Annotated in this window: 17 protein-coding genes; 7 read left to right on the top strand and 10 right to left on the bottom strand. The window is 68.6% G+C overall.

Annotated features, from left to right (window positions below; genetic code table 11):
* Position 1: 1 nt before the first annotated feature.
* Both recC and VZC37_RS07065 read right to left on the bottom strand, forming a co-directional pair.
* Positions 2-3421, bottom strand: coding sequence for an exodeoxyribonuclease V subunit gamma (recC, locus tag VZC37_RS07070; protein WP_330431774.1), 3420 nt, complete (start codon positions 3419-3421; stop codon positions 2-4).
* 68 nt (positions 3422-3489) lie between these two features.
* The gene (locus VZC37_RS07065) at positions 3490-3921 is read right to left on the bottom strand and encodes an acyl-CoA thioesterase (protein WP_330431773.1); all 432 of its coding nucleotides are present in this window, start codon (positions 3919-3921) and stop codon (positions 3490-3492) included.
* Between the two features lie 150 nt (positions 3922-4071).
* Between VZC37_RS07065 and VZC37_RS07060 the strand changes: the two genes are divergently transcribed.
* The gene (locus tag VZC37_RS07060; protein ID WP_330431772.1) at positions 4072-4710 is read left to right on the top strand and encodes a GNAT family N-acetyltransferase; all 639 of its coding nucleotides are present in this window, start codon (positions 4072-4074) and stop codon (positions 4708-4710) included.
* Positions 4711-4863: 153 nt separating this feature from the next.
* Positions 4864-6333: an NAD(P)/FAD-dependent oxidoreductase gene (locus VZC37_RS07055; RefSeq protein WP_330431771.1), complete on the top strand. Its 1470-nt coding sequence runs from the start codon at positions 4864-4866 to the stop codon at positions 6331-6333.
* 25 nt (positions 6334-6358) lie between these two features.
* Here the strand turns inward: VZC37_RS07055 and VZC37_RS07050 are convergent, their stop codons facing one another.
* From VZC37_RS07050 to VZC37_RS07015, 8 genes are all read right to left on the bottom strand, one after another.
* Entirely contained in the window at positions 6359-7075 is a 717-nt protein-coding gene (locus VZC37_RS07050; protein WP_330431770.1) for an urease accessory protein UreD, read from the bottom strand.
* Between the two features lies 1 nt (position 7076).
* Positions 7077-7763 (bottom strand): urease accessory protein UreG, encoded by a 687-nt coding sequence (gene ureG / locus VZC37_RS07045; RefSeq protein WP_330431769.1) that lies wholly within the window; start codon positions 7761-7763, stop codon positions 7077-7079.
* 94 nt (positions 7764-7857) lie between these two features.
* Positions 7858-8517: an urease accessory protein UreF gene (locus VZC37_RS07040; protein ID WP_330431768.1), complete on the bottom strand. Its 660-nt coding sequence runs from the start codon at positions 8515-8517 to the stop codon at positions 7858-7860.
* Positions 8518-8551: 34 nt separating this feature from the next.
* Positions 8552-10273, bottom strand: a complete 1722-nt coding sequence (locus VZC37_RS07035) for an urease subunit alpha (protein WP_330431767.1) — start codon at positions 10271-10273, stop codon at positions 8552-8554.
* The gene (locus tag VZC37_RS07030) at positions 10273-10602 is read right to left on the bottom strand and encodes an urease subunit beta (protein WP_330431766.1); all 330 of its coding nucleotides are present in this window, start codon (positions 10600-10602) and stop codon (positions 10273-10275) included. Before VZC37_RS07030 ends, VZC37_RS07035 begins: the two co-directional genes overlap by 1 nt.
* A gap of 15 nt (positions 10603-10617) precedes the next feature.
* Positions 10618-10920: an urease subunit gamma gene (locus VZC37_RS07025; protein ID WP_330431765.1), complete on the bottom strand. Its 303-nt coding sequence runs from the start codon at positions 10918-10920 to the stop codon at positions 10618-10620.
* Between the two features lie 167 nt (positions 10921-11087).
* Positions 11088-12335: a DUF6986 family protein gene (locus VZC37_RS07020; protein WP_330431764.1), complete on the bottom strand. Its 1248-nt coding sequence runs from the start codon at positions 12333-12335 to the stop codon at positions 11088-11090.
* Positions 12332-12787, bottom strand: coding sequence for a PaaI family thioesterase (locus VZC37_RS07015; RefSeq protein ID WP_330431763.1), 456 nt, complete (start codon positions 12785-12787; stop codon positions 12332-12334). Before VZC37_RS07015 ends, VZC37_RS07020 begins: the two co-directional genes overlap by 4 nt.
* Before the next feature lie 288 nt (positions 12788-13075).
* Here VZC37_RS07015 and VZC37_RS07010 point away from each other — a divergent pair, with 288 nt between their 5' ends.
* The 5 genes from VZC37_RS07010 (at position 13076) to VZC37_RS06990 (ending at position 18908) form a co-directional block, all read left to right on the top strand.
* Positions 13076-13474, top strand: coding sequence for a BlaI/MecI/CopY family transcriptional regulator (locus VZC37_RS07010; protein ID WP_330431762.1), 399 nt, complete (start codon positions 13076-13078; stop codon positions 13472-13474).
* 65 nt (positions 13475-13539) lie between these two features.
* A complete protein-coding gene (locus VZC37_RS07005) occupies positions 13540-14490 on the top strand; it encodes a M56 family metallopeptidase (protein ID WP_330431761.1) in 951 nt (316 codons plus the stop codon).
* 106 nt (positions 14491-14596) lie between these two features.
* Positions 14597-16069 carry an NADP-dependent phosphogluconate dehydrogenase gene (gene gndA / locus VZC37_RS07000; protein WP_330431760.1) on the top strand — a complete coding sequence of 491 codons (1473 nt, stop codon included), beginning with the start codon at positions 14597-14599 and terminating at the stop codon, positions 16067-16069.
* A gap of 19 nt (positions 16070-16088) precedes the next feature.
* Complete coding sequence (guaB1, locus tag VZC37_RS06995; RefSeq protein WP_330431759.1) at positions 16089-17522, top strand: GMP reductase; 1434 nt, start codon at positions 16089-16091, stop codon at positions 17520-17522.
* A gap of 3 nt (positions 17523-17525) precedes the next feature.
* A complete protein-coding gene (locus tag VZC37_RS06990) occupies positions 17526-18908 on the top strand; it encodes a hemolysin family protein (protein ID WP_330431758.1) in 1383 nt (460 codons plus the stop codon).
* The last annotated feature ends 58 nt before the right edge of the window (positions 18909-18966 follow it).

Here is an 18966-nt window from a genome sequence, read left to right as displayed (position 1 = left end):
GTCAGGTCACCGTCTCGTGATCCATCAGCGGTTGCCACACCAGTCGGGCGAGTGCACCGAACACCGACTCCCCCGGCTCACCCGACAGGTCGATGCCCGCCGCCCAGGAACCTGTGGGCGGGATCGTGTCGCGCAGCAGTGCATCGAAATCGACCGGGACGGTGATGTCGCCACCGAACGCCAGACGCAGGTACCGGTCGGTGCCGGCCCCGAAGTCGCCGCCGAAGGCGCGGTGCGCGGCCGGCAGGGCGCGGTCCTCCCGACCGGACCGCCGATGGTGGTCTGCGAACTCCGCGGCCGGATCGAGCGGCAGCGGCAGCACCCGCGACAGGCCGATGTCGCGCAGCGCGATCAGCGATGTGAGGACCCCGATCGGGTCGTCCGGAACGGCCAGCAACGATCGCGCCACACCACCGGACCGGGCCGGGCGTCGAGCGACGACCACGGCGGCCCGGACACCGTCGTCGGTCGCGGTTCGCGCGGCGGCCACGGCGAGCAGCCGGATCCATGCGGTGAGCCGTTGTTTGGCCCGGAGTTTCGAGTATGTCGCGGTCACGACCGTGCCGTCGTAGATGTCACCGACGGTGCCGTAGAGTCGCCGCCCGTCGGGCAGAGGCACCACGAGGTCGACCGTCGACGGGGAGCCGACGCGCGCGGAGGTCGCCGCGCCGAAGACGGCTTCGACGTCGGTCGAGATGTCGGACAGTTCACGCGTTCCGAATGCGAACGGCGGCAACGTCCCTCGACGCAACTCGGCGGCCTGACAAGCTGCGAGGTCGGTGCCCGCGAGCATCCTGGCGAGGAAGCGGTCACCGATCGCCCACCGGTCGAGCGGTCCGAGCGCGACGTCGAGCTGGTCGGCGTGCGGCCGCTCCTCATCGGGGATGCGGGCACCGAGCCGTTGCCGGACGAAACCCTCGATCGGGTTGGTCAGGAACGCCACCAGCGACGTGAGGTCGATGTCGTCGGCCGCAGCCGGATCGAGACGGAGGTCGGCGATCCGGGGCGCACTCTCCCGTGTCGTCGACGACGCGCGAGCGCCGGCGAACAATCCGGTGTCGAACGAGAAGGGACCGTCGACCCCGGTCACGGCACCGGGTCGGAAGTTCTGCGTGTCGAATGCGTGCAGTGTGTGCCGACGGAGGCAGCTGTCGGCCTGCCCGGTGATCGCGGACACGGCATCGATGAGTTCGCTCACGACGACGGCTGGTGGGATGCGTTGTCCAGAAACCGGATCGGCGCCGCTGTAGAAGATGAGCAGGTGTTCTTCGGCGGCGCAGATCGCGTCGAGGAACAGTTGCCGGTCCTCGTCTCGCGGGTTGCGCTCGCCGAGCAGGGGGGCGCGGCCGAGGATGTCGTCACCGTCTTGACGCACGGCGCGCGGGAATGCGTCGCCGTCCACGCCGAGGAGCACGATCACCCGATGCGGGACCGATCGCATCGGCACCATCGAACAGACCGTGAGCTCCCCGGTCCGGAAGTTGGCGCGCGTCGGGGCGGCCGAGACGAGACCTGCGACGAGATCACGGATGTCCCCGAGGCGCAGCTCCACCGCACCACTTCCGTGCACACCGTCTGCCGATGCTTCCTCGAACACGGTTGCGATGGCCCGAAGCGCCTGCGCGCGTTGCCATTCGTCGTCGGCGTCGGTGCGCACCAGCGTGTCGGCGATGCGGGCGAGAGTGTCCACCCAGGTGGAGGACGGATGGGTTCCGGACAGAGTGGTCAGCGTGGCGGACAGACGGTCGATGAACTCGGCGAACCGACCGGCGAGGTCGATCTCGGTGCTCTCGACCCCCGCGAGGGGAAGTGCGGTGTCGAGCCATTCGCCGTCTGCCTCTTCGGCGACCGCACCCAGGATCACCCGGTCGAGACCTGACTCGAAGGTGCCCTGACCGAAGCCGGCCAACCCGTATCGGGCCCGTTGCGAGTCGTCGATGGCCCAGCGGATGTTGCTGCCCTCCAACCATTCCCGGATGATCTCCAGGTCATCGTCGGTGAAGTCGAACCGACGTCGCACCGGAGCCCGCCCGAGCAGGTCAAGCACCGCGCCCGCCGTCACCCGCCCGGCCGCGAGTTCGACGACGGCGGCGATCACGTCGAGCACGGTGTTGGTGTGCCGAAGCCCGCGATCGGCGAGCCGGACCCGTAGTTCGAAAGCCGGATGGCCGAGACCCGGCTGACCGAACGCCCCGCGGATCACCGGGGCGAAGGACTCCACGTCGGGGCACATCACCAGCACATCGCGTGGTTGCAGTGTCGGATCCGCGGCGAACAGGTGCAGGAGTCGGTCACGGAGAACCTCGACCTGCCGTTCGGCACCGTGGCAGGAATGCACCTCGACCGAGGAGTCCGGCGGTCGGCTCGTCTGCGGCGGGAGATCGTCGGCCAGACCGGTCTGCAATGTCGTCAGCACCGACTGCCGCGCACCCGGCGACACCGGCGGATGATGCTCGACGCGATCGGCGACCGGGGAAACGCGGCGTTGCAGCTCCTGGACGTCCCGGGACAGGCCGGCCAGGACCGGGTGCAACAGCCGCGGGGCCGGGTTGTCGGCGCGGCGGGGGCTTCCGGACGGGCCGATGGCGTCGACGGTTGCCCACAACGCGGGGCTGGGGTGTGGCGCGAACAGATGGACGTCTCGGTGGACCGACACCGCGGCGAGTACCTGGCGGAGGGTCTCGGTGATTCGGGTGGGACCGAAGACCGACAGCCGTTCGGGAAGGTCGGTCATCTCTGGTCCCTCGCGGAGCGTGGCGCAGCATTCGGCGAGTGTCTCGGCGGGGTGGGCGCGCCCGATCTCGGTGCGCACCGCGCGCCAGAAGTCGGGCTGCCACGCGAGGTCCGCGGGCACTGACGATCCGGCACCGTCGGTGTCCTCGCCGGACGCCCAGTCGGCCAACATCGTCGGCCGCTGCCGGCCGTACGAATCGAAGAGGCCCGCGATCTGGCGGGCAGTGGCGTACCGGCGGCCGCGACGGTGGTCATCGGCTGCTCCCCCGGAGCCCACGTGGCGCGCGAGGACGGCAAGGCGCGGGTCGTCGACCATGTCGTCGAGGACCCGGAGCACGGGCCAGGTCATCGCGCTCGGCCGCCACCGCTGCGCGGCAGGCACGTCACCGTCCCGCTGTCGATTGTGGCCATCGATACGACCGTCACCATCGATCACGGCGAGCGCGTCATCGAGTACGCGGTCCGTCAGCGATGCCGGGGACACGAAATCCAGGTTGGCGGCGACTCCGTCGCGTGCGCCGGATGTGCCCAGGCGAGTGGCCAGCCACTGCTGCAGCCAGCGCTCGACCCCGGGCGCCGGTACCGCGACGACCTCGGTGGTCATCGGATCGGGCAGAGGGGGGACAAGGAGATCCGCGAGTGCGACGGCCAGCGCGTCGGTCCGCTCGGCCCGATGAAGGTGGAACATGTGCTCTCAGGTTCCTCGGCTGTCTGGTCCTCGGCTGGCTACATCTCGGCGGTTGGGTCGGACCGGCGTCAGGAACGCACCGGCAACCCGGCGTCGGCCACGAGGTGGGACTCCAAAACGGCGCGCACCTGGTCCGGCGGAGGCGTGGGGCGGCCGGTGTGCGCGTTCACCGACACCATCGTGGTCTCTGCGACCGCGCACGTGGTCCCGTTCGGGTCGATCAAGGTCAGCGAGAGGTTCAGCGACGTGGTGCCGATGCGACTGACACAGGTCCGGACGGTCACCGGGGCCAGCGAGTAGTCCAGGACGGCGGTGAACACGATCTCCTGCCGGGCGACCAGCATCGAGAAGCCCTCGGGACGATCGGGGAACCACGAGGCGAACGAGCGCACTCGGGCCTCCTCGAAGATCCTCGCGAACTGCACGTTGTTGACGTGGTTGTTGATGTCCATGTCACCCCAGCGGAGCTGAATCGACAGGTCCAGATGTTCGTCGGCCACGATCGCAAACCCTATCCGCCGACTCCGACGGTGTGCAGACCCGCAGGGGCTGCCGCCGTTCGGCACATCCCGACACACGTGGCGGGATGCACCCGGAGTGGGCCGGCGGAACCGTAGACTCTGCGCAAGCACTGACGCGAGGGGGACATCGTGATCTTGGAGACCGTCCGGCTTCGGCTACGCCCGGTCACCGTGTCCGATGTCGACGCCCTCGTCGCCCTCGACAACGACCCGCAGGTCATGCGCTTCGTCAGCGGCGGCGCACCCACACCCCGTGAGGTGATCGAGGGATGGGTGCTGCCCCGGGCCGAAGCCGAGCGTCGAGCCCACCGGACGGGGATGTGGGCGGCCACCGACCGCCGGACGGACCATTTCCGCGGCTGGTTCGCGTTGCGCACGCCTCGCCACAGCCACCGGCCCGAGGTCGAACTCAGCTACCGGCTGCAACGGGAGCATTGGGGCCGCGGCCTGGCCACCGAGGCAGCGCACGCCCTGCTGACGATGTCGTTCCGCGAACTCGGCGCCGAGCGTGTCTTCGCCGGCACCATGGCGGCCAACACCGCGTCCCGACGGGTGATGGAGAAGATCGGCATGCGGTTGTCGGCCATCCACCTCTGCGACGACGACGTCGTCTTCGGATCGGGTGCCGGCGAGGTGGAATACGAACTGCTGCGCAGTCATTGGGAGACGACGACGATGAGTTGGTCGTCAGGACAGCGTGCGCGCGGCCTGCCACCGAACCCGCCCCCGCAGGGCCCACGTCACGCGGTCGCCGGCCTCACCGCCTGACCGACCACACTCCCCGTCGGACCGCCCATTCGGACAGATCGGGCGCGCACGCGCGCGGCTTGGGTCCTCGTCCAAACCTTTTGGCGATCATTGACTACCGTTAGAGGTGCGCGGCAGCAGCCCACAGCCCGACCGACAGGAGATGTTCTTCTGATGAGCAGCCCCACTCCGACCAACACGCGCCCCCATGTCGTCATCGTCGGGTCCGGATTCGGCGGTCTCTTCGCAGCCCAACGCCTGGCCAAGACCGATGTCGACGTCACGCTGATCGCGAAGACCACTCATCACCTGTTCCAGCCGATGCTGTACCAGGTCGCGACCGGCATCATCGCCGAAGGCGAGATCGCGCCGGCGACCCGGGTCATCCTGCGCAAGCAGAAGAACATCAAGGTCCTGCTGGGTGATGTGTACGAGATCGACCTGAAGGGCAAGTCGGTGACCTCGCGACTGCTCGAACGCGTCACCGTGACGCCGTACGACAGCCTCATCGTCGCCGCGGGCGCCGACCAGTCCTACTTCGGCAACGATCATTTCGCCGAGTACGCACCCGGCATGAAGACGATCGACCACGCGCTCGAGCTGCGCGGCCGCATCCTCGGGGCGTTCGAGCAAGCCGAGCTGTCCGACGATCCCGAGGAACGGGCCAAGCTGCTCACCTTCGTCGTCGTCGGCGCCGGCCCCACCGGTGTGGAGCTCGCCGGACAGATCGCCGAGATGAGCGACAAGACCCTCAAGGGCACCTTCCGCAACATCGACCCGACCGAGGCCCGAGTGATCCTGCTCGACGCCGCGCCTGCCGTCCTCCCGCCATTCGGCGAGAAGCTGGGCCGCAAGGCGGCCGACCGGCTCGAGAAGATGGGCGTCGAGATCCAGCTCAACGCCATGGTCGTCGACGTCGACTACGACGGCCTGGTCGTCAAGGAGAAGGACGGCAGCACGCGCCGGATCGAATCCCAGTGCAAGGTGTGGTCGGCCGGCGTGCAGGCCAGCCCATTGGGACAGCAGCTCGCCGAACAGTCGGGCGTCGAGCTGGACCGGGCCGGACGGGTCAAGGTGCTCCCCGACCTCACCATCCCGGATAACCCGTATGTGTTCGTCGTCGGCGACATGATGGCCGTCGACGGTGTGCCCGGTGTCGCCCAGGGGGCCATCCAGGGCGGCCGGTATGCGGCCGACGCGATCAAGGCCGGCTTGCACGGCCAGACCCAGGAGCAGCGGAAACCGTTCAGCTACTTCGACAAGGGCTCGATGGCGACGATCTCACGGTTCAGCGCGGTCATGCAGGTGCCGGTTCCCGGCATGAAGAAGAAGTTCGAGACGGAGGGCTACTTCGCGTGGCTCGGCTGGCTGGCACTGCACCTGGTGTATCTGGTGGGATTCCGCAACCGGCTGAACACGTTGATCAACTGGTTCTTCGCCTTCAGCACGCGTGGTCGCACCCAGCTCGCGGTCACCGAACAGCAGGTGTACGCGCGCACCGCGCTCGGCGCCCTGTCTGCGCTGGAGGGTAAGACGCCTGAGGAGGCGATCACCGAGGCGACCGACGCGATCCCGTCGACACGAGCGCCGGGGTCCGCGCCCTCCTCGGAATCCGAGGCTAAGGCCGAGGCGGAAGCCGGCTGAGGACACGATCTCCGGCGTCCGGAGATCACCTGCTGATCAGGAACTCGACATCGAGGTCGTCGGTCAGTGTGCTGGTCTGGTGGGCCGAGGCTCCGAGCGCGGTGGTGAGCGTCGCGGGTCCCACACCGGCCGGACGGGCCAGCTCGAGACGTCCCGCGTAGGCGTCGGCGGACACTGCCGCCGGTCGCGCGTCCGGGTAGCGCAGCACACTGCTCACCGCCCGGTGTCCGGACGTGGCCGGCCCGCCGAGAACGAGCCGATGCCGCAATACTCTCGACGTCCCGATGTCGACGTGCAACGCACCCTGCCATCGCGCTCGAGCGCGGTGTTCCTCACGTTCGACGGAACGACCGAGCTGAGCGTGCTCGGCGATGGTCAGCGTCGATTCGGGATCGGCTGACACCCGCGTGAACGTGTGATGCTCGGCCCCACCCGCCACGACGGTGGGCTGCGGGTCGAGATGCAGCCGCGCACCCGCGCCCACCTCGATCACCCAGTCCATCCGGGAATCGAGCCGGTCGAGCGCCGGCAGTGCGAGAGTCGCGGCCACGGTCTTGAGATGGAGGACGGCGCCGTCCTCCACCCGGACCCGAACCATGATCGAGTCCCCGCCGAGCGGTGTGGCTGCGGTACTGATCAGGTGCACGGTGTGGGCTGCGGTCTGTCGCACGGCCAGACCGCCGACCGCGTGCACCCGCGGTGAACGGCCCGACCGGGCCACGATGTCGATCTCGGTGTGCACGTCAGCCGGTGACCGCGACCTCGGCGAGCTGCGCGCGCACCCAGGCGAGGACGTCGGTGGCGGCGGGATCCTCGGTGAGCGAGATCATCGCGGTCGGGCGGCCCTCGCGGACCCGCTCCGCATCCGAACCCATGACCCCCAGATCGGCCCGCACCTGCTGGGCCAGGTCGGTCTTGTTGATGACCAAGAGATCCGAGTAGGTGACGCCCGGTCCGCCCTTTCGGGGCACCTTGTCGCCACCGGCGACGTCGATGACGAAGATCTGCACGTCGATCAGCCCGGTCGAGAAGGTCGCGGTGAGGTTGTCGCCGCCGGATTCCACGAGGATCAGATCCAGCGGCGGATTGGCCGCCACCAGATCGTCGATGGCGTCGAGGTTGGCGGTGATGTCGTCACGGATCGCGGTGTGCGGACACCCTCCCGTCTGCACGGCCGTGATGCGCTCGTCGGGTAGGACTGCGTTGCGCCGCAGGAAGTCCGCGTCCTCGGTGGTGTAGATGTCGTTCGTCAGCACCGCGACCGAGAGTTCGTCGCGCAACTGACGGCAGAGTGCGGCGACCAGTGCGGTCTTGCCGGAGCCCACCGGCCCCCCGATCCCGATGCGCAGGGCCTCGCCGGGTTCGCGATGGCGCCGTGGCCGGGAGTGATCGTGGCCGTGGGGCTCTCCGTCGATGAGATGCGGGGGCATGTCGTCGTCCTCTCGTGTCGTTTGGGTGGGGTCGGCGGCTTCCGTGAATGCGGTTGCCGTGCTGTCGGATTCGGTCTCACATCGGCTCGGCCGATCAGGAGACGAAGAGTGGCATGTCGCGCCGTTCGTGCCGTTCGGCGAAGACGTCGAGGGTCGGGTCCGATAGATCGGCGAGTTCCACCGCCGCGGCGGCGGCGATGCGTTCGCATTCGCCACCGAGGTCGGCGATGACCACTGCGACGTCGGCGGGGTCGAGTGCCAGGAGGCGCTGACCTGCTGTCGCGGCGCCGCTCATCGTCGTGTACACGAGGACCAGGGCGGTGTGGAAACCGGACAGCCGGCTGACCCGCCCGACAGACCCGGAGATCACCGGCAGGTGGGTCTGCGGAGCGTGGGGGCTCCAGTCGTGGCCGGGCCACAACCGGCGGGCCAGGCGGAGCATCCCGCGGCCCTGGGCGTACGACGCTCGGCGTGCCGCCGCCGACGGAGTGCGTGCGTCGGTCTCCTGCTGGGCGTCGGCCACCTCGATGGTTCCGTCCGCGACGGCGGCCGCGACGGACGCGGCGACGAGTCCACTGGTGGCGATCCTGCGGTGCACGAACGTCTTGAGACTCGCGGCGTCGACGACCACGCGGTCGGCGATGGCCTGTTCGACACCGCCGGAGTGCACGTGCCCACCGACCGGCAGGCGGGAATCGGCGAGCGTCAACATCATCGCCAACTGCGAATGCGTCTCGGGAGATGCGGGGATCATGTTCGCTGTCTCATCGGTGTCGAAACCTTCGGGCTCAGAACAGGAAATACCGCTGCGCCATCGGCAGTTCGGCGACCGGTTCGCTGTCCCACACCTCGCCGTCGACCCGCACGGTGAACGTATCCGGCTCGATCAAGATCTCCGGGGTGGCCGAATTGTTGACCATGTCGGCCTTGCCGACCCGGCGCGTGTCGGTCACCGCGACGAGCCTGCGGTCCAGCCCGAGGGACTCTTCGAGTCCGGCGTCCAGACCGCCCTGTGCCACGAAGCTCACCGACGTGGCGGCGGCGGCTTTCGGTGCGGCACCGAACATCGGACGCGGAAGGGTCGGCTGCGGTGTCGGGATGCTGGCATTCGCATCGCCCATCGACGCCCACGCGATCGCGCCACCCTTGATGACGAGGTCGGGTCGCACGCCGAAGAACGCCGGATCCCACAGCACCAGGTCGGCCAGTTTGCCGTTCTCGACCGATCCGATCTCGGAGTCGAAACCGTGCGCGATCGCCGGACAGATCGTGTACTTGGCGATGTAGCGCCGCGCCCGGTTGTTGTCGGCCGCGTCATCGCCCGGCAGTGCGCCGCGTTTGGCCTTCATGACGTGTGCGGTCTGCCAGGTCCGCAACACCACCTCGCCGATCCGGCCCATCGCCTGCGAATCCGAGCCGATCATCGAGATCGCGCCGAGATCGTGCAGCAGATCCTCCGCAGCGATCGTCGACGGCCGGATCCTGCTCTCCGCGAACGCGAGATCCTCCGGCACGGTCGGATTGAGGTGGTGGCACACCATCAGCATGTCGAGGTGCTCGTCGAGGGTGTTGACGGTGTGCGGACGCGTCGGATTGGTCGAGCTCGGCAACACGTTCGGGTGCGACGCGACGGTCATGATGTCCGGTGCGTGGCCGCCGCCGGCACCCTCGGTGTGATACGCGTGGATGGATCGGCCGGCGATGGCGCCGATCGTCTGTTCGACGAACCCGGCCTCGTTGAGCGTGTCCGAGTGCAGCGCCACCTGCACGCCGGTCTCGTCGGCCACCCGCAGGCAGGCGTCGATGGCCGCAGGCGTACTCCCCCAGTCCTCGTGCAGTTTGAAACCCGATGCGCCCGCACGGATCTGCTCGTGCATCGCCTCGGCCGAGACCGTGTTGCCCTTGCCGAGCAACGCGATGTTCATCGGCCAGTGGTCGGTGGCCGCGAGGATCGAGGCGAGGTGCCATGCCCCCGGCGTGACCGTGGTGGCCTTGCTACCTTCGGCGGGCCCGGTCCCGCCACCGATCAATGTGGTGATCCCGTTGCCCAGCGCCTCGTCCATGATCTGCGGACAGATGAAGTGGACGTGGCAGTCGATCCCGCCGGCGGTGAGAATCTTGCCGTTGCCCGCGATGATCTCGGTCGATGGCCCGATCACCAGGTCGGGATGGATCCCGTCCATCGTGTCCGGGTTGCCCGCCTTGCCCATCGCGACGATACGACCGTCGCGAATCCCGATGTCGGCCTTGATGATTCCCCAGTGGTCGAGGATGACGACACCGGTGATCACGGTGTCCGGCGCACCGTCGGCGCGGGTGGCGCGACTCTGACCCATCGACTCGCGGATGACTTTGCCGCCGCCGAACACCGCCTCGTCACCGGCGAGACCCGGCCCGCCGCAGCGGTCTTCGGTGACTTCGATCAGCAAGCCGGTGTCGGCGAGGCGAATCCGGTCGCCGACCGTGGGTCCGAACAGCTGGGCGTAGCGGTCCCGGCCGAGTGTCGCCATCAGTCGATCCTTCCTGGTGGGTCGAGAGAGATGCCGTGGACCTCGCGCGAGCCGCCGAGATCCACCAGGGACACGGTCATCTCGATCCCCGGCTCGAAGCGCACCGCGGTACCCGCGGGGATGTCGAGCCGCTTGCCGCGGGCCGCGGCGCGCTCGAAGTCCAACGCGGCGTTGGCCTGTGGAAAATGCACATGACTCCCCACCTGCACCGGTCGATCACCGGTGTTGACCACCGTGAGGGTGATGGCCTCGGAGCCCTCGTTGAGTTCGATGGTTCCCTCGGCGGGCAGGATCTCGCCGGGGATCACCGACGGCTGTGTTCGCGACATGTCAGCCCTTCGCGGTCAATCGATCGGGTCATGCACGGTGACGAGCTTGGTCCCGTCGGGGAAGGTGGCCTCGACCTGCACGTCGTGCAGCATCTCCGGCACGCCGTCCATCACGTCGGCGCGACCGAGGACCTCGCGGCCCGAGGTCATGAGTTCGGCGACCGTCCGGCCGTCGCGTGCGCCCTCGAGCACGTGGTCGGTGATCACCGCGACGGCTTCCGGATGATTGAGGCGCAGTCCGCGCGACTGCCGACGCCGAGCCAGTTCTGCAGCATAGGAAATGAGCAGACGTTCCTGCTCATGCGGCGACAGACGCACCAGTTCCTCTCCTCGCGACACGGACCCGGCCTCTACAGACCGAAGTCACCCGGGGGCGCGCATGCCGTGAGACCCGGCGATGCGTACAGGTCATCCTGCCACGAGTCGAGGCTTCCCGGCTCGCCGAGCCGAGCCCGTCCGGCGAGCCGGGAATGCGACGTGGCCGGTCAGGCGGGCAGGCCGCCCCCTCCGGCACGCAAGGCGTCCAACCGTTCTGGGCTGCACAGTGGCGCGATCCGGACGATCTCGTCGGCGGTGAACGCGCCGGCGGCCAGACCGCGGTGGAGGACTGCCGCCAACGACATCGCGGTGGCGGGTTCGTCGACGACGTCGCCCGACGTGCGGTCGAAGTAGGCCTGCAGGCGCTGCGCGGCGGTCGGCATCGCCGACCGGAAGAACCCGATCACCGCGACCCACCGCGTGACCAGATGCCCCGGGTGCATGTCCCAACCCTGATAGAAGCCGCGTTCGAGCGAACGCAGCACAAGCGCGTGATGGCGACGGATCGCGGCTTCGACCTTGTCGGGCCCGCCGACGGGTACGACCTGGGTGGAACCGTCGCTGATCCACACACCGGTCTGTGCGGCCGCGCTCTGCATGACCGCCTTGGCGTGGTCGGCGACGGGATGCGCGAGCGACTGGTGCGCCGAGACGATCCCACATGCTGCGCTGTAGTCGTAAGTGCCGTAATGCAATCCCGACAGCCTGGGCCTCCCCCGGTGAATCGCCTCGGCGACCGTGGCCCGACCGTCGGCGCTCATCACCGCCTGCGGGATCTCCACCTGCAGTTCGTACCGCACGGCGTGATCGGGCAATCCGTGTGCGCGCTCGAACTCCGCACAGACGACATTGATCGCGTCGACCTGACGCACATCGCGCAGTTTCGGGACGGTGAACACGAAACCGTCGGGCACACCGCCGGCGCCGTCGAGGACGAGCTCCAGCGTGCGCAGACCTCGTGCTCGTTCGGCCGCACCGAGCCCTTTCGCCCGGACCCCGGCACTGCGCGGTGCATGCGGACGCATGTCCGTCCAGGCCGCCAGGATCTCCCCCGCACGGCGCGCATGGCGATCCTCGACGTCGTCCGGACGCCACCCGTACCCGTCTTCGAGATCGATCCGCAGATCCTCGATCGGATTGTGGCGAAGCCGCCGCCGCGCGAGATCGACCACCACTTCGTCGCCGCCGGTGAGTTCGACGAGCAGATCCGTCGTGTCGTCCGCGAGCTCCGCAGCCTGCCCACCCCAGGACGCCGGGGTGTCGACCGCCACCTCGGCGGCACTGACATATGCGGTGTGCACGGGCTGCGGCTGCGCCCGCTCACCGGGATAGTTCGCCTCGAGCTCGGCGTCCACGGGTCGCAGGATCTCGTCGACCTGCGCCCACTTTCCCGCCGGCGACGCGCTACCGGTCATGCGCCGGTGGCGGGAACGGGTGGCTCGACACCCTCCGGCAACTCGATGTTCTGCAGCCGTACCTGCGACGTCGCGACCAGCCGACCGTCGGCGTCCGTCATGGACACCCGCCACAGTTGCTGTCGGCGTCCACGATGGACGGGCGTCGCCTCGACGGCGACGGTGCCGGTACTGATCGACCGGAGGAAGTCCGTGTTGTTGTTGACCCCGACTGCGGTGCCACCGATCCCGCTGGCCTGCAACCAGGTGAATCCACCGATGCTGGCGGTCCCTTCGGCCAGGGCGCAGTACACGCCGCCGTGGACGATGCCGAACGGCTGGTGATGCTTGGCGGACATGTCCACCGTGCCGGCCACGAGATCGGCCGTGACGTCGGTCAGTTCCAGCCCAAGTGCGGCGTCGAAGCCACGTCCGAAGGTGTCCTTGATCAGCTCTTCGTTGTCCACGCTCATACCGAAGAGAGTGGCACGCACGCAGGCGATGCGTGAAGCGAGGTACAGCGACGACCACGATGCGAACGCGGCCGACCGACCCCGGGGAACCGACAGGCCCCACGTTGCGTTTGCAACGTGGGGCCTGTCGCGACGTGGACCGGGGGTCTCTGCAGCCCTCAGGACTCTCGCGCGGTCCGACGTGTCTTTGAATGTAGGGTAGCCTTACCAATGTTGTCAAGGGTGGTTCGGAATTGATTCACGGCAGGCCGATGGCCGACATACACGTGCAGGGGAAGCGGAAGTAAAATGCGAAGAATGAATGGGCTGGGCGACCTCGAACGAGCAGTCATGGACACCCTGTGGGAGAGCTCGACCCCCCAGACGGTGCGTCAGGTCCACGAGACCTTGTCCCAGGACCGGTCCTTGGCGTACACAACGGTCATGACGGTGCTTCAGCGGCTGGCGAAGAAGAACCTGGTGACCCAGATCCGCGACGACCGCGCCCACAAGTACGTACCCACCCACCCCCGCGAGGACCTCGTCGCGAGCCTGATGGTCGATGCCCTCAGCGAAGCCGAGGCCCCCGGGTCGCGACACGCAGCGCTCGTATCGTTCGTCGGCCGAGTCGGCGCCGACGAGGCCGCGGCGTTGCGTCACGCACTCGACGAGCTCGAAGCCGCCCGCGGAGCGGGCGAGGCAGGTTAGATTCGCCCCACCACCACATCGATTCGCTCTAGCCCACGCACACAGCCCACCCGAGGACGTTTTCGATGACCGCGCTCTTCTTCGGCATCCTGACCCTGGTGCTGGTCGGCCCCGCCGCGGAGGCACTGTCCCGCGCATCCTGGCCGGTCCGAGCCCCCCGGGCCGCGATGACGTTGTGGCAGGCCATCGCGCTCGCCGGCGTCCTGTCTGCGTTCAGTTGCGGACTGGCGATCGCGGCGAACCTGCTCGCTCCCGGCCCCGACGGCGCGCCGACCACCAATCCCGTGCACGAGATCGACCGCCTCGGATTTCCGCTGTGGCTCACCCTCGTCGGCGTGTTCGCGCTGACCCTCATGGTCGGGGCCCGGTTGATGTACACGGTGATCCGGGTCGGCGTCCGCACCCGCGCCCGACGACACGCTCATCGCCAGCTCATCGACATCCTCGATCGGTGCGATCACAGCGACGCCTCGAACCCCCTGTTCGGCCGCGACGTCCGGATGATCGACGTCCAACAACCCCTCGCGTACTGCCTGCCCGGGCTGCGCCAACGCGTCGTCGTCAGCGAAGGGGTCGTGGCACGGCTCTCCCGCGAGGAGCTCACCGCGGTGCTCGCCCACGAACGCGCTCATCTGCGCGCCCGGCACGACCTCGTCCTCGAGGCCTTCATCGCCTTGCATGAGGCATTCCCGCGGGTTGTGCGCAGCCGTTCCGCCCTCGGCGCAGTCGAGCTCCTGGTGGAATCCCTCGCCGACGACCAGGCGGTCCGCGCGACCGCGCCGACCACCCTCGGCCGTGCGCTCGTCGCCTGCGCAGATGCGGTCGCCCCTCGCGGCGCGATGGCCGTCGGCGGCCCGACGACGCTGACCCGGGTACGTCGACTCCGTGATGAACGGCCGACCCTGCTGCTCGCCACGGTCGCCTACGCGGCGGCCGCGACCATTCTGGTGGTGCCGACGCTCGCCGTCGCGATCCCGTGGCTGACCGAACTCAGCCGCCTGATCTCCGCGGCATGACCCGCCGGGGCCGGAGGCAGTCTCCGCCCCAGCTCCGGTCGTGGCCCCTCCCGGTCGTGGCCCCTCCCAGTCGTGACATTGAGGTGGACGCAATAGGCTTGGTGCCATGACGACTTCCGCCGCCTCCACCGGCACTGAATCCACCGACTCGACCAAGGCCCAGATCGGCGTCACCGGGCTCGCCGTCATGGGCTCGAACATCGCCCGCAACTTCGCGCACAAGGGCTACACGGTGGCTCTGCACAACCGGAGCATCGCGAAGACGGACGCGCTGATCGAGCAACACGGGACCGAGGGAACCTTCATCCGCACCGAGACGGTCGCGGAGTTCGTCGCGGCGCTCGAGCGCCCGCGGCGGGTGCTCATCATGGTCAAGGCCGGCGCTGCCACGGATGCCGTGATCGAGGAACTGGCGTCGGCGATGGAGCCCGGCGACATCATCATCGACGGCGGGAACGCCCTCTACACCGACACGATCCGGCGTGAGTCCGCACTCGCGGAGCGCGGTCTGCATTTCGTCGGTGCGGGCATCTCCGGCGGCGAGGAGGGTGCACTCAACGGACCGTCCATCATGCCGGGCGGACCGGCCGAGTCGTACAAGTCGCTCGGGCCGATGCTCGAGTCCATCTCGGCACATGTCGACGGTGAACCGTGCTGCACCCACATCGGGCCCGACGGCTCGGGGCATTTCGTGAAAATGGTGCACAACGGCATCGAGTACGCCGACATGCAGTTGATCGGCGAGGCCTATGACCTCATGCGCAAGGCGCTCGACCTCCCGGTCGCCGAGATCGCAGATGTCTTCCGGGAGTGGAACTCCGGCGACCTCGACAGCTATCTGGTGGAGATCACCGCCGAGGTCCTCTCCCAGGTCGACGCGGAGACCGGCAAGCCGCTGGTCGACGTGATCGTCGACGCCGCAGGCCAGAAGGGTACGGGCCGATGGACGGTGAAATCGGCGCTCGACCTTGGCATCCCGACGACGGGCATCGCCGAGGCGGTGTTCGCGCGCGCCCTGTCGAGTGCGACCGATCAGCGAAAGCAGGCCCAGGGTCTGGAGTCGGGTACCCTCGCCGCCGCGCCGACGGACACCAAGACCTTCGTCGACGACATCAACAAGGCGCTGTACGCCTCGAAGGTCGTCGCCTATGCGCAGGGGTTCGACCAGATCGCCGCAGGCAGCGCGGAGTACGGCTGGGATGTCGCACCCGGTGATCTCGCGACCATCTGGCGCGGCGGCTGCATCATCCGGGCCAAGTTCCTCAACCGCATCCGCGATGCCTATGCCGAGAACCCCGAGCTGCCCAGTCTGCTCCTCGCGCCCTACTTCCGTAAGGCCGTCGAGGACGCGGTGGACAGCTGGCGGCGCGTGGTCGCCACCGCCACCACGATGGGCATCCCGGTCCCGGCGTTCGCGTCGTCGCTCGCCTACTACGACGCGCTGCGCAGCGAGCGTCTGCCGGCCGCCCTCACGCAGGGTCTGCGTGACTTCTTCGGCGCGCACACCTATCAGCGCGTCGACAAGCCCGGCACCTTCCACACCCTGTGGAGCGGCGACCGGTCCGAAGTGACGGCCTGAGAGGAGCTCCGGCTACACCGTGCGATTCCTGGAAGGCCATGCGCCCGATCACGACCTGACCTACGACGATCTGTTCATCGTCCCGAACCGATCGGATGTGGCGTCCCGGTTCGACGTGGACATGTCGACCGACGACGGCAGTGGCACCACGATCCCGATCGTGGCGGCCAACATGACCGCCGTCGCCGGAAAACGCATGGCCGAGACGGTGGCTCGCCGCGGCGGGCTCGTCGTGTTGCCGCAGGACCTGCCGATCCCGGCGGTTGCGGCGTCGATCGACCACGTCAAGTCCCGCCACCTGGTGGCCGACACGCCGGTGACCCTGACTCCCGAGAGTTCGGTCTCCGACGCGCTGGCATTGATCCCGAAACGGGCCCACGGCGCGGCCGTCGTCATCGAGGACGGGCGGCCGATCGGCGTGGTCACCGAGAAACGCTGCCACGACGTCGACCGATTCGCGCGCGTCCGTGACGTGCTCGACCCGGACATCGTCACCCTGCCCGTCGAGACGGCCCCGCGCGAGGTCTTCGACGCGCTCGGGGACATGCACCTCGGGCTGGCGGTGCTCGTCGACACCGATGGGCGACTGGCCGGCGTCCTGACCCGGCTGGGCGCCCTGCGCCACGGGATCTACCGGCCCAACGTCGACGACGCGGGGCGTCTGCGCATCGCCGCGGCGGTCGGGATCAACGGCGATGTGGTCGGCAAGGCCAAGGCGCTGGCCGCGGCGGGTGCCGACCTGCTCGTCATCGACACCGCCCATGGCCACCAGGAGAAGATGCTCACCGCGTTGGAGGCGGTCGCCGCAGCCGACCCGGGCGTGCCGATCGCGGCGGGGAACGTGGTCTCCGCCCAGGGTGCGGCCGACCTGATCGACGCCGGTGCCTCCATCGTGAAGGTGGGGGTCGGGCCCGGTGCCATGTGCACCACCCGCATGATGACCGGCGTCGGGCGTCCCCAGTTCTCGGCCGTCGCCGAGTGCGCCGAGGTCGCGCGGACCCGCGGTGCCCATGTGTGGGCCGACGGCGGTGTCCGGCACCCACGCGATGTCGCGCTGGCCATTGCCGCGGGCGCATCCAACGTGATGATCGGGTCGTGGTTCGCCGGAACCTACGAGTCCCCGGGTGACCTGCAGCAAGACGCGGGTGGCCTGTACAAGGTGAGCTTCGGGATGGCGTCCAAACGCGCCGTCGCCGCCCGGTCGGCGACCGACGGCGCCTACGACCGCGCCCGCAAATCGCTGTTCGAGGAAGGGATCTCGACCTCACGGATCCGGCTCGACCCGGAGCGCCCATCCGTGGAGGATCTCATCGACCACATCTGTTCGGGGGTTCGCAGCACCGCCACCTACACTGGCGCCCGCTCGCTGCGGGAGATGCACGAGAAGGTTGTGCTGGGGGTGCAGTCGGCGGCCGGTTTCGCCGAAGGGCGTCCGCTCCCGGGCGGGTGGTGACGATTGGAGATCCTCCTCTTCGTCGCCAGTCTCGTCGGCTTCGTCGCATTGACCCTGGGCACGGCGTTGTTCGTCGCGGCGGAGTTCTCGCTGACCGCCCTCGAGCGCTCGACGATCTCCGACGACGTCGAGACCCGCGACGATCGTCGGTCACGGCTGGTACAGCGTGCGCACAGCACACTGTCGTTCCAACTGTCCGGCGCGCAGCTGGGCATCACGATCACCACCCTGATCACCGGCTACATCGCCGAACCCGTGCTGGCCCGGATCTTCACGCCGGCGCTGACCGGTCTCGGGGTGAGCGATTCGGTGGCCGGAGGTGTGTCATTGGCACTCGCCCTGATCATCGCCACGTCATTGTCGATGGTCCTCGGCGAGCTGATCCCGAAGAACCTCGCCATCGCCAAGCCGCTGGCCGTCGCGCGCGCCACCGCCGGCCCGATGACACTGTTCTCCGCGATGTTCCGCTGGGCGATCGACGGCCTCAACGGATCGGCCAACTGGGTGGTGCGACGACTGGGGATCGAACCGGCCGAGGAGCTGCGGTCGGCTCGCTCCCCTCAGGAACTGGTGTCGCTGGTGCGCAACTCGGCACGGCAGGGATCGCTCGACGCGGGTACGGCGGCGCTGGTCGACCGGTCGCTGAAGTTCGGTGAACTGACCGCCGAGGATCTGATGACGCCGCGGGTAACGGTCGAATGTCTCGACCTCGACGACTCCATCCGCGACCTCGTGATGGCGTCATCGCGCACCGGCCACTCGCGGTTCCCGGTCGTGATCGACGGCGACCTCGACGACCTGGTCGGCGTGGTCCACATCAAACAGGCCTTCACCATCGCCCCCGAGCATGCCGCGCAGACAACGGTGTCCTCCATCGCCCGGGGTGTGCCGCGTGTGCCCGCGAGCCTGGACGGCGATGCCCTGATGGAACGCATCCGCGCCGACGGGATGGAACTGTGCGTGGTCATCGACGAGTACGGCGGTGCCGCCGGAATCGTCACCACCGAAGATCTGATCGAGGAGATCCTCGGTGACGTCACCGACGAGCACGACCAGGAGCGCGCCGACGTCGCGGCGGACGGCGACGGCTTCCTGTGCTCGGGGTTGTTGCGGATCGACGAGGTCGCCGACGCGACCGGGTACCGCGCGCCCGAAGGTTCCTATGACACTCTCGGCGGACTCGTGATGTTCTCTTTGGGGCGCATTCCGGAGGTCGGCGACGTCGTCGACCTGCCGATCCGTACCCCTGTCACCGAGTCCGACGACGAGGACGAGGACGAATCCCTGCCCGGCAGCGACAGATCCTGGCGCGCGACCGTGACACAGATGGACGGGCGTCGTATCGATGTCGTCGCGCTCCATCCCATCCACGACACCGACGAGTGACAGAGGAGAAGACCGTGCCCACCGTGACCGACTCCCGGTCGGACCCAGTTCGGAGTTG

The organism is Gordonia sesuvii, assembly GCF_036350415.1.
Lineage (GTDB): Bacteria > Actinomycetota > Actinomycetes > Mycobacteriales > Mycobacteriaceae > Gordonia > Gordonia sesuvii.
The sequence above is the reverse complement of the archived record's forward strand: the minus strand, read 5'-3'. Positions and strand labels throughout refer to the sequence as shown.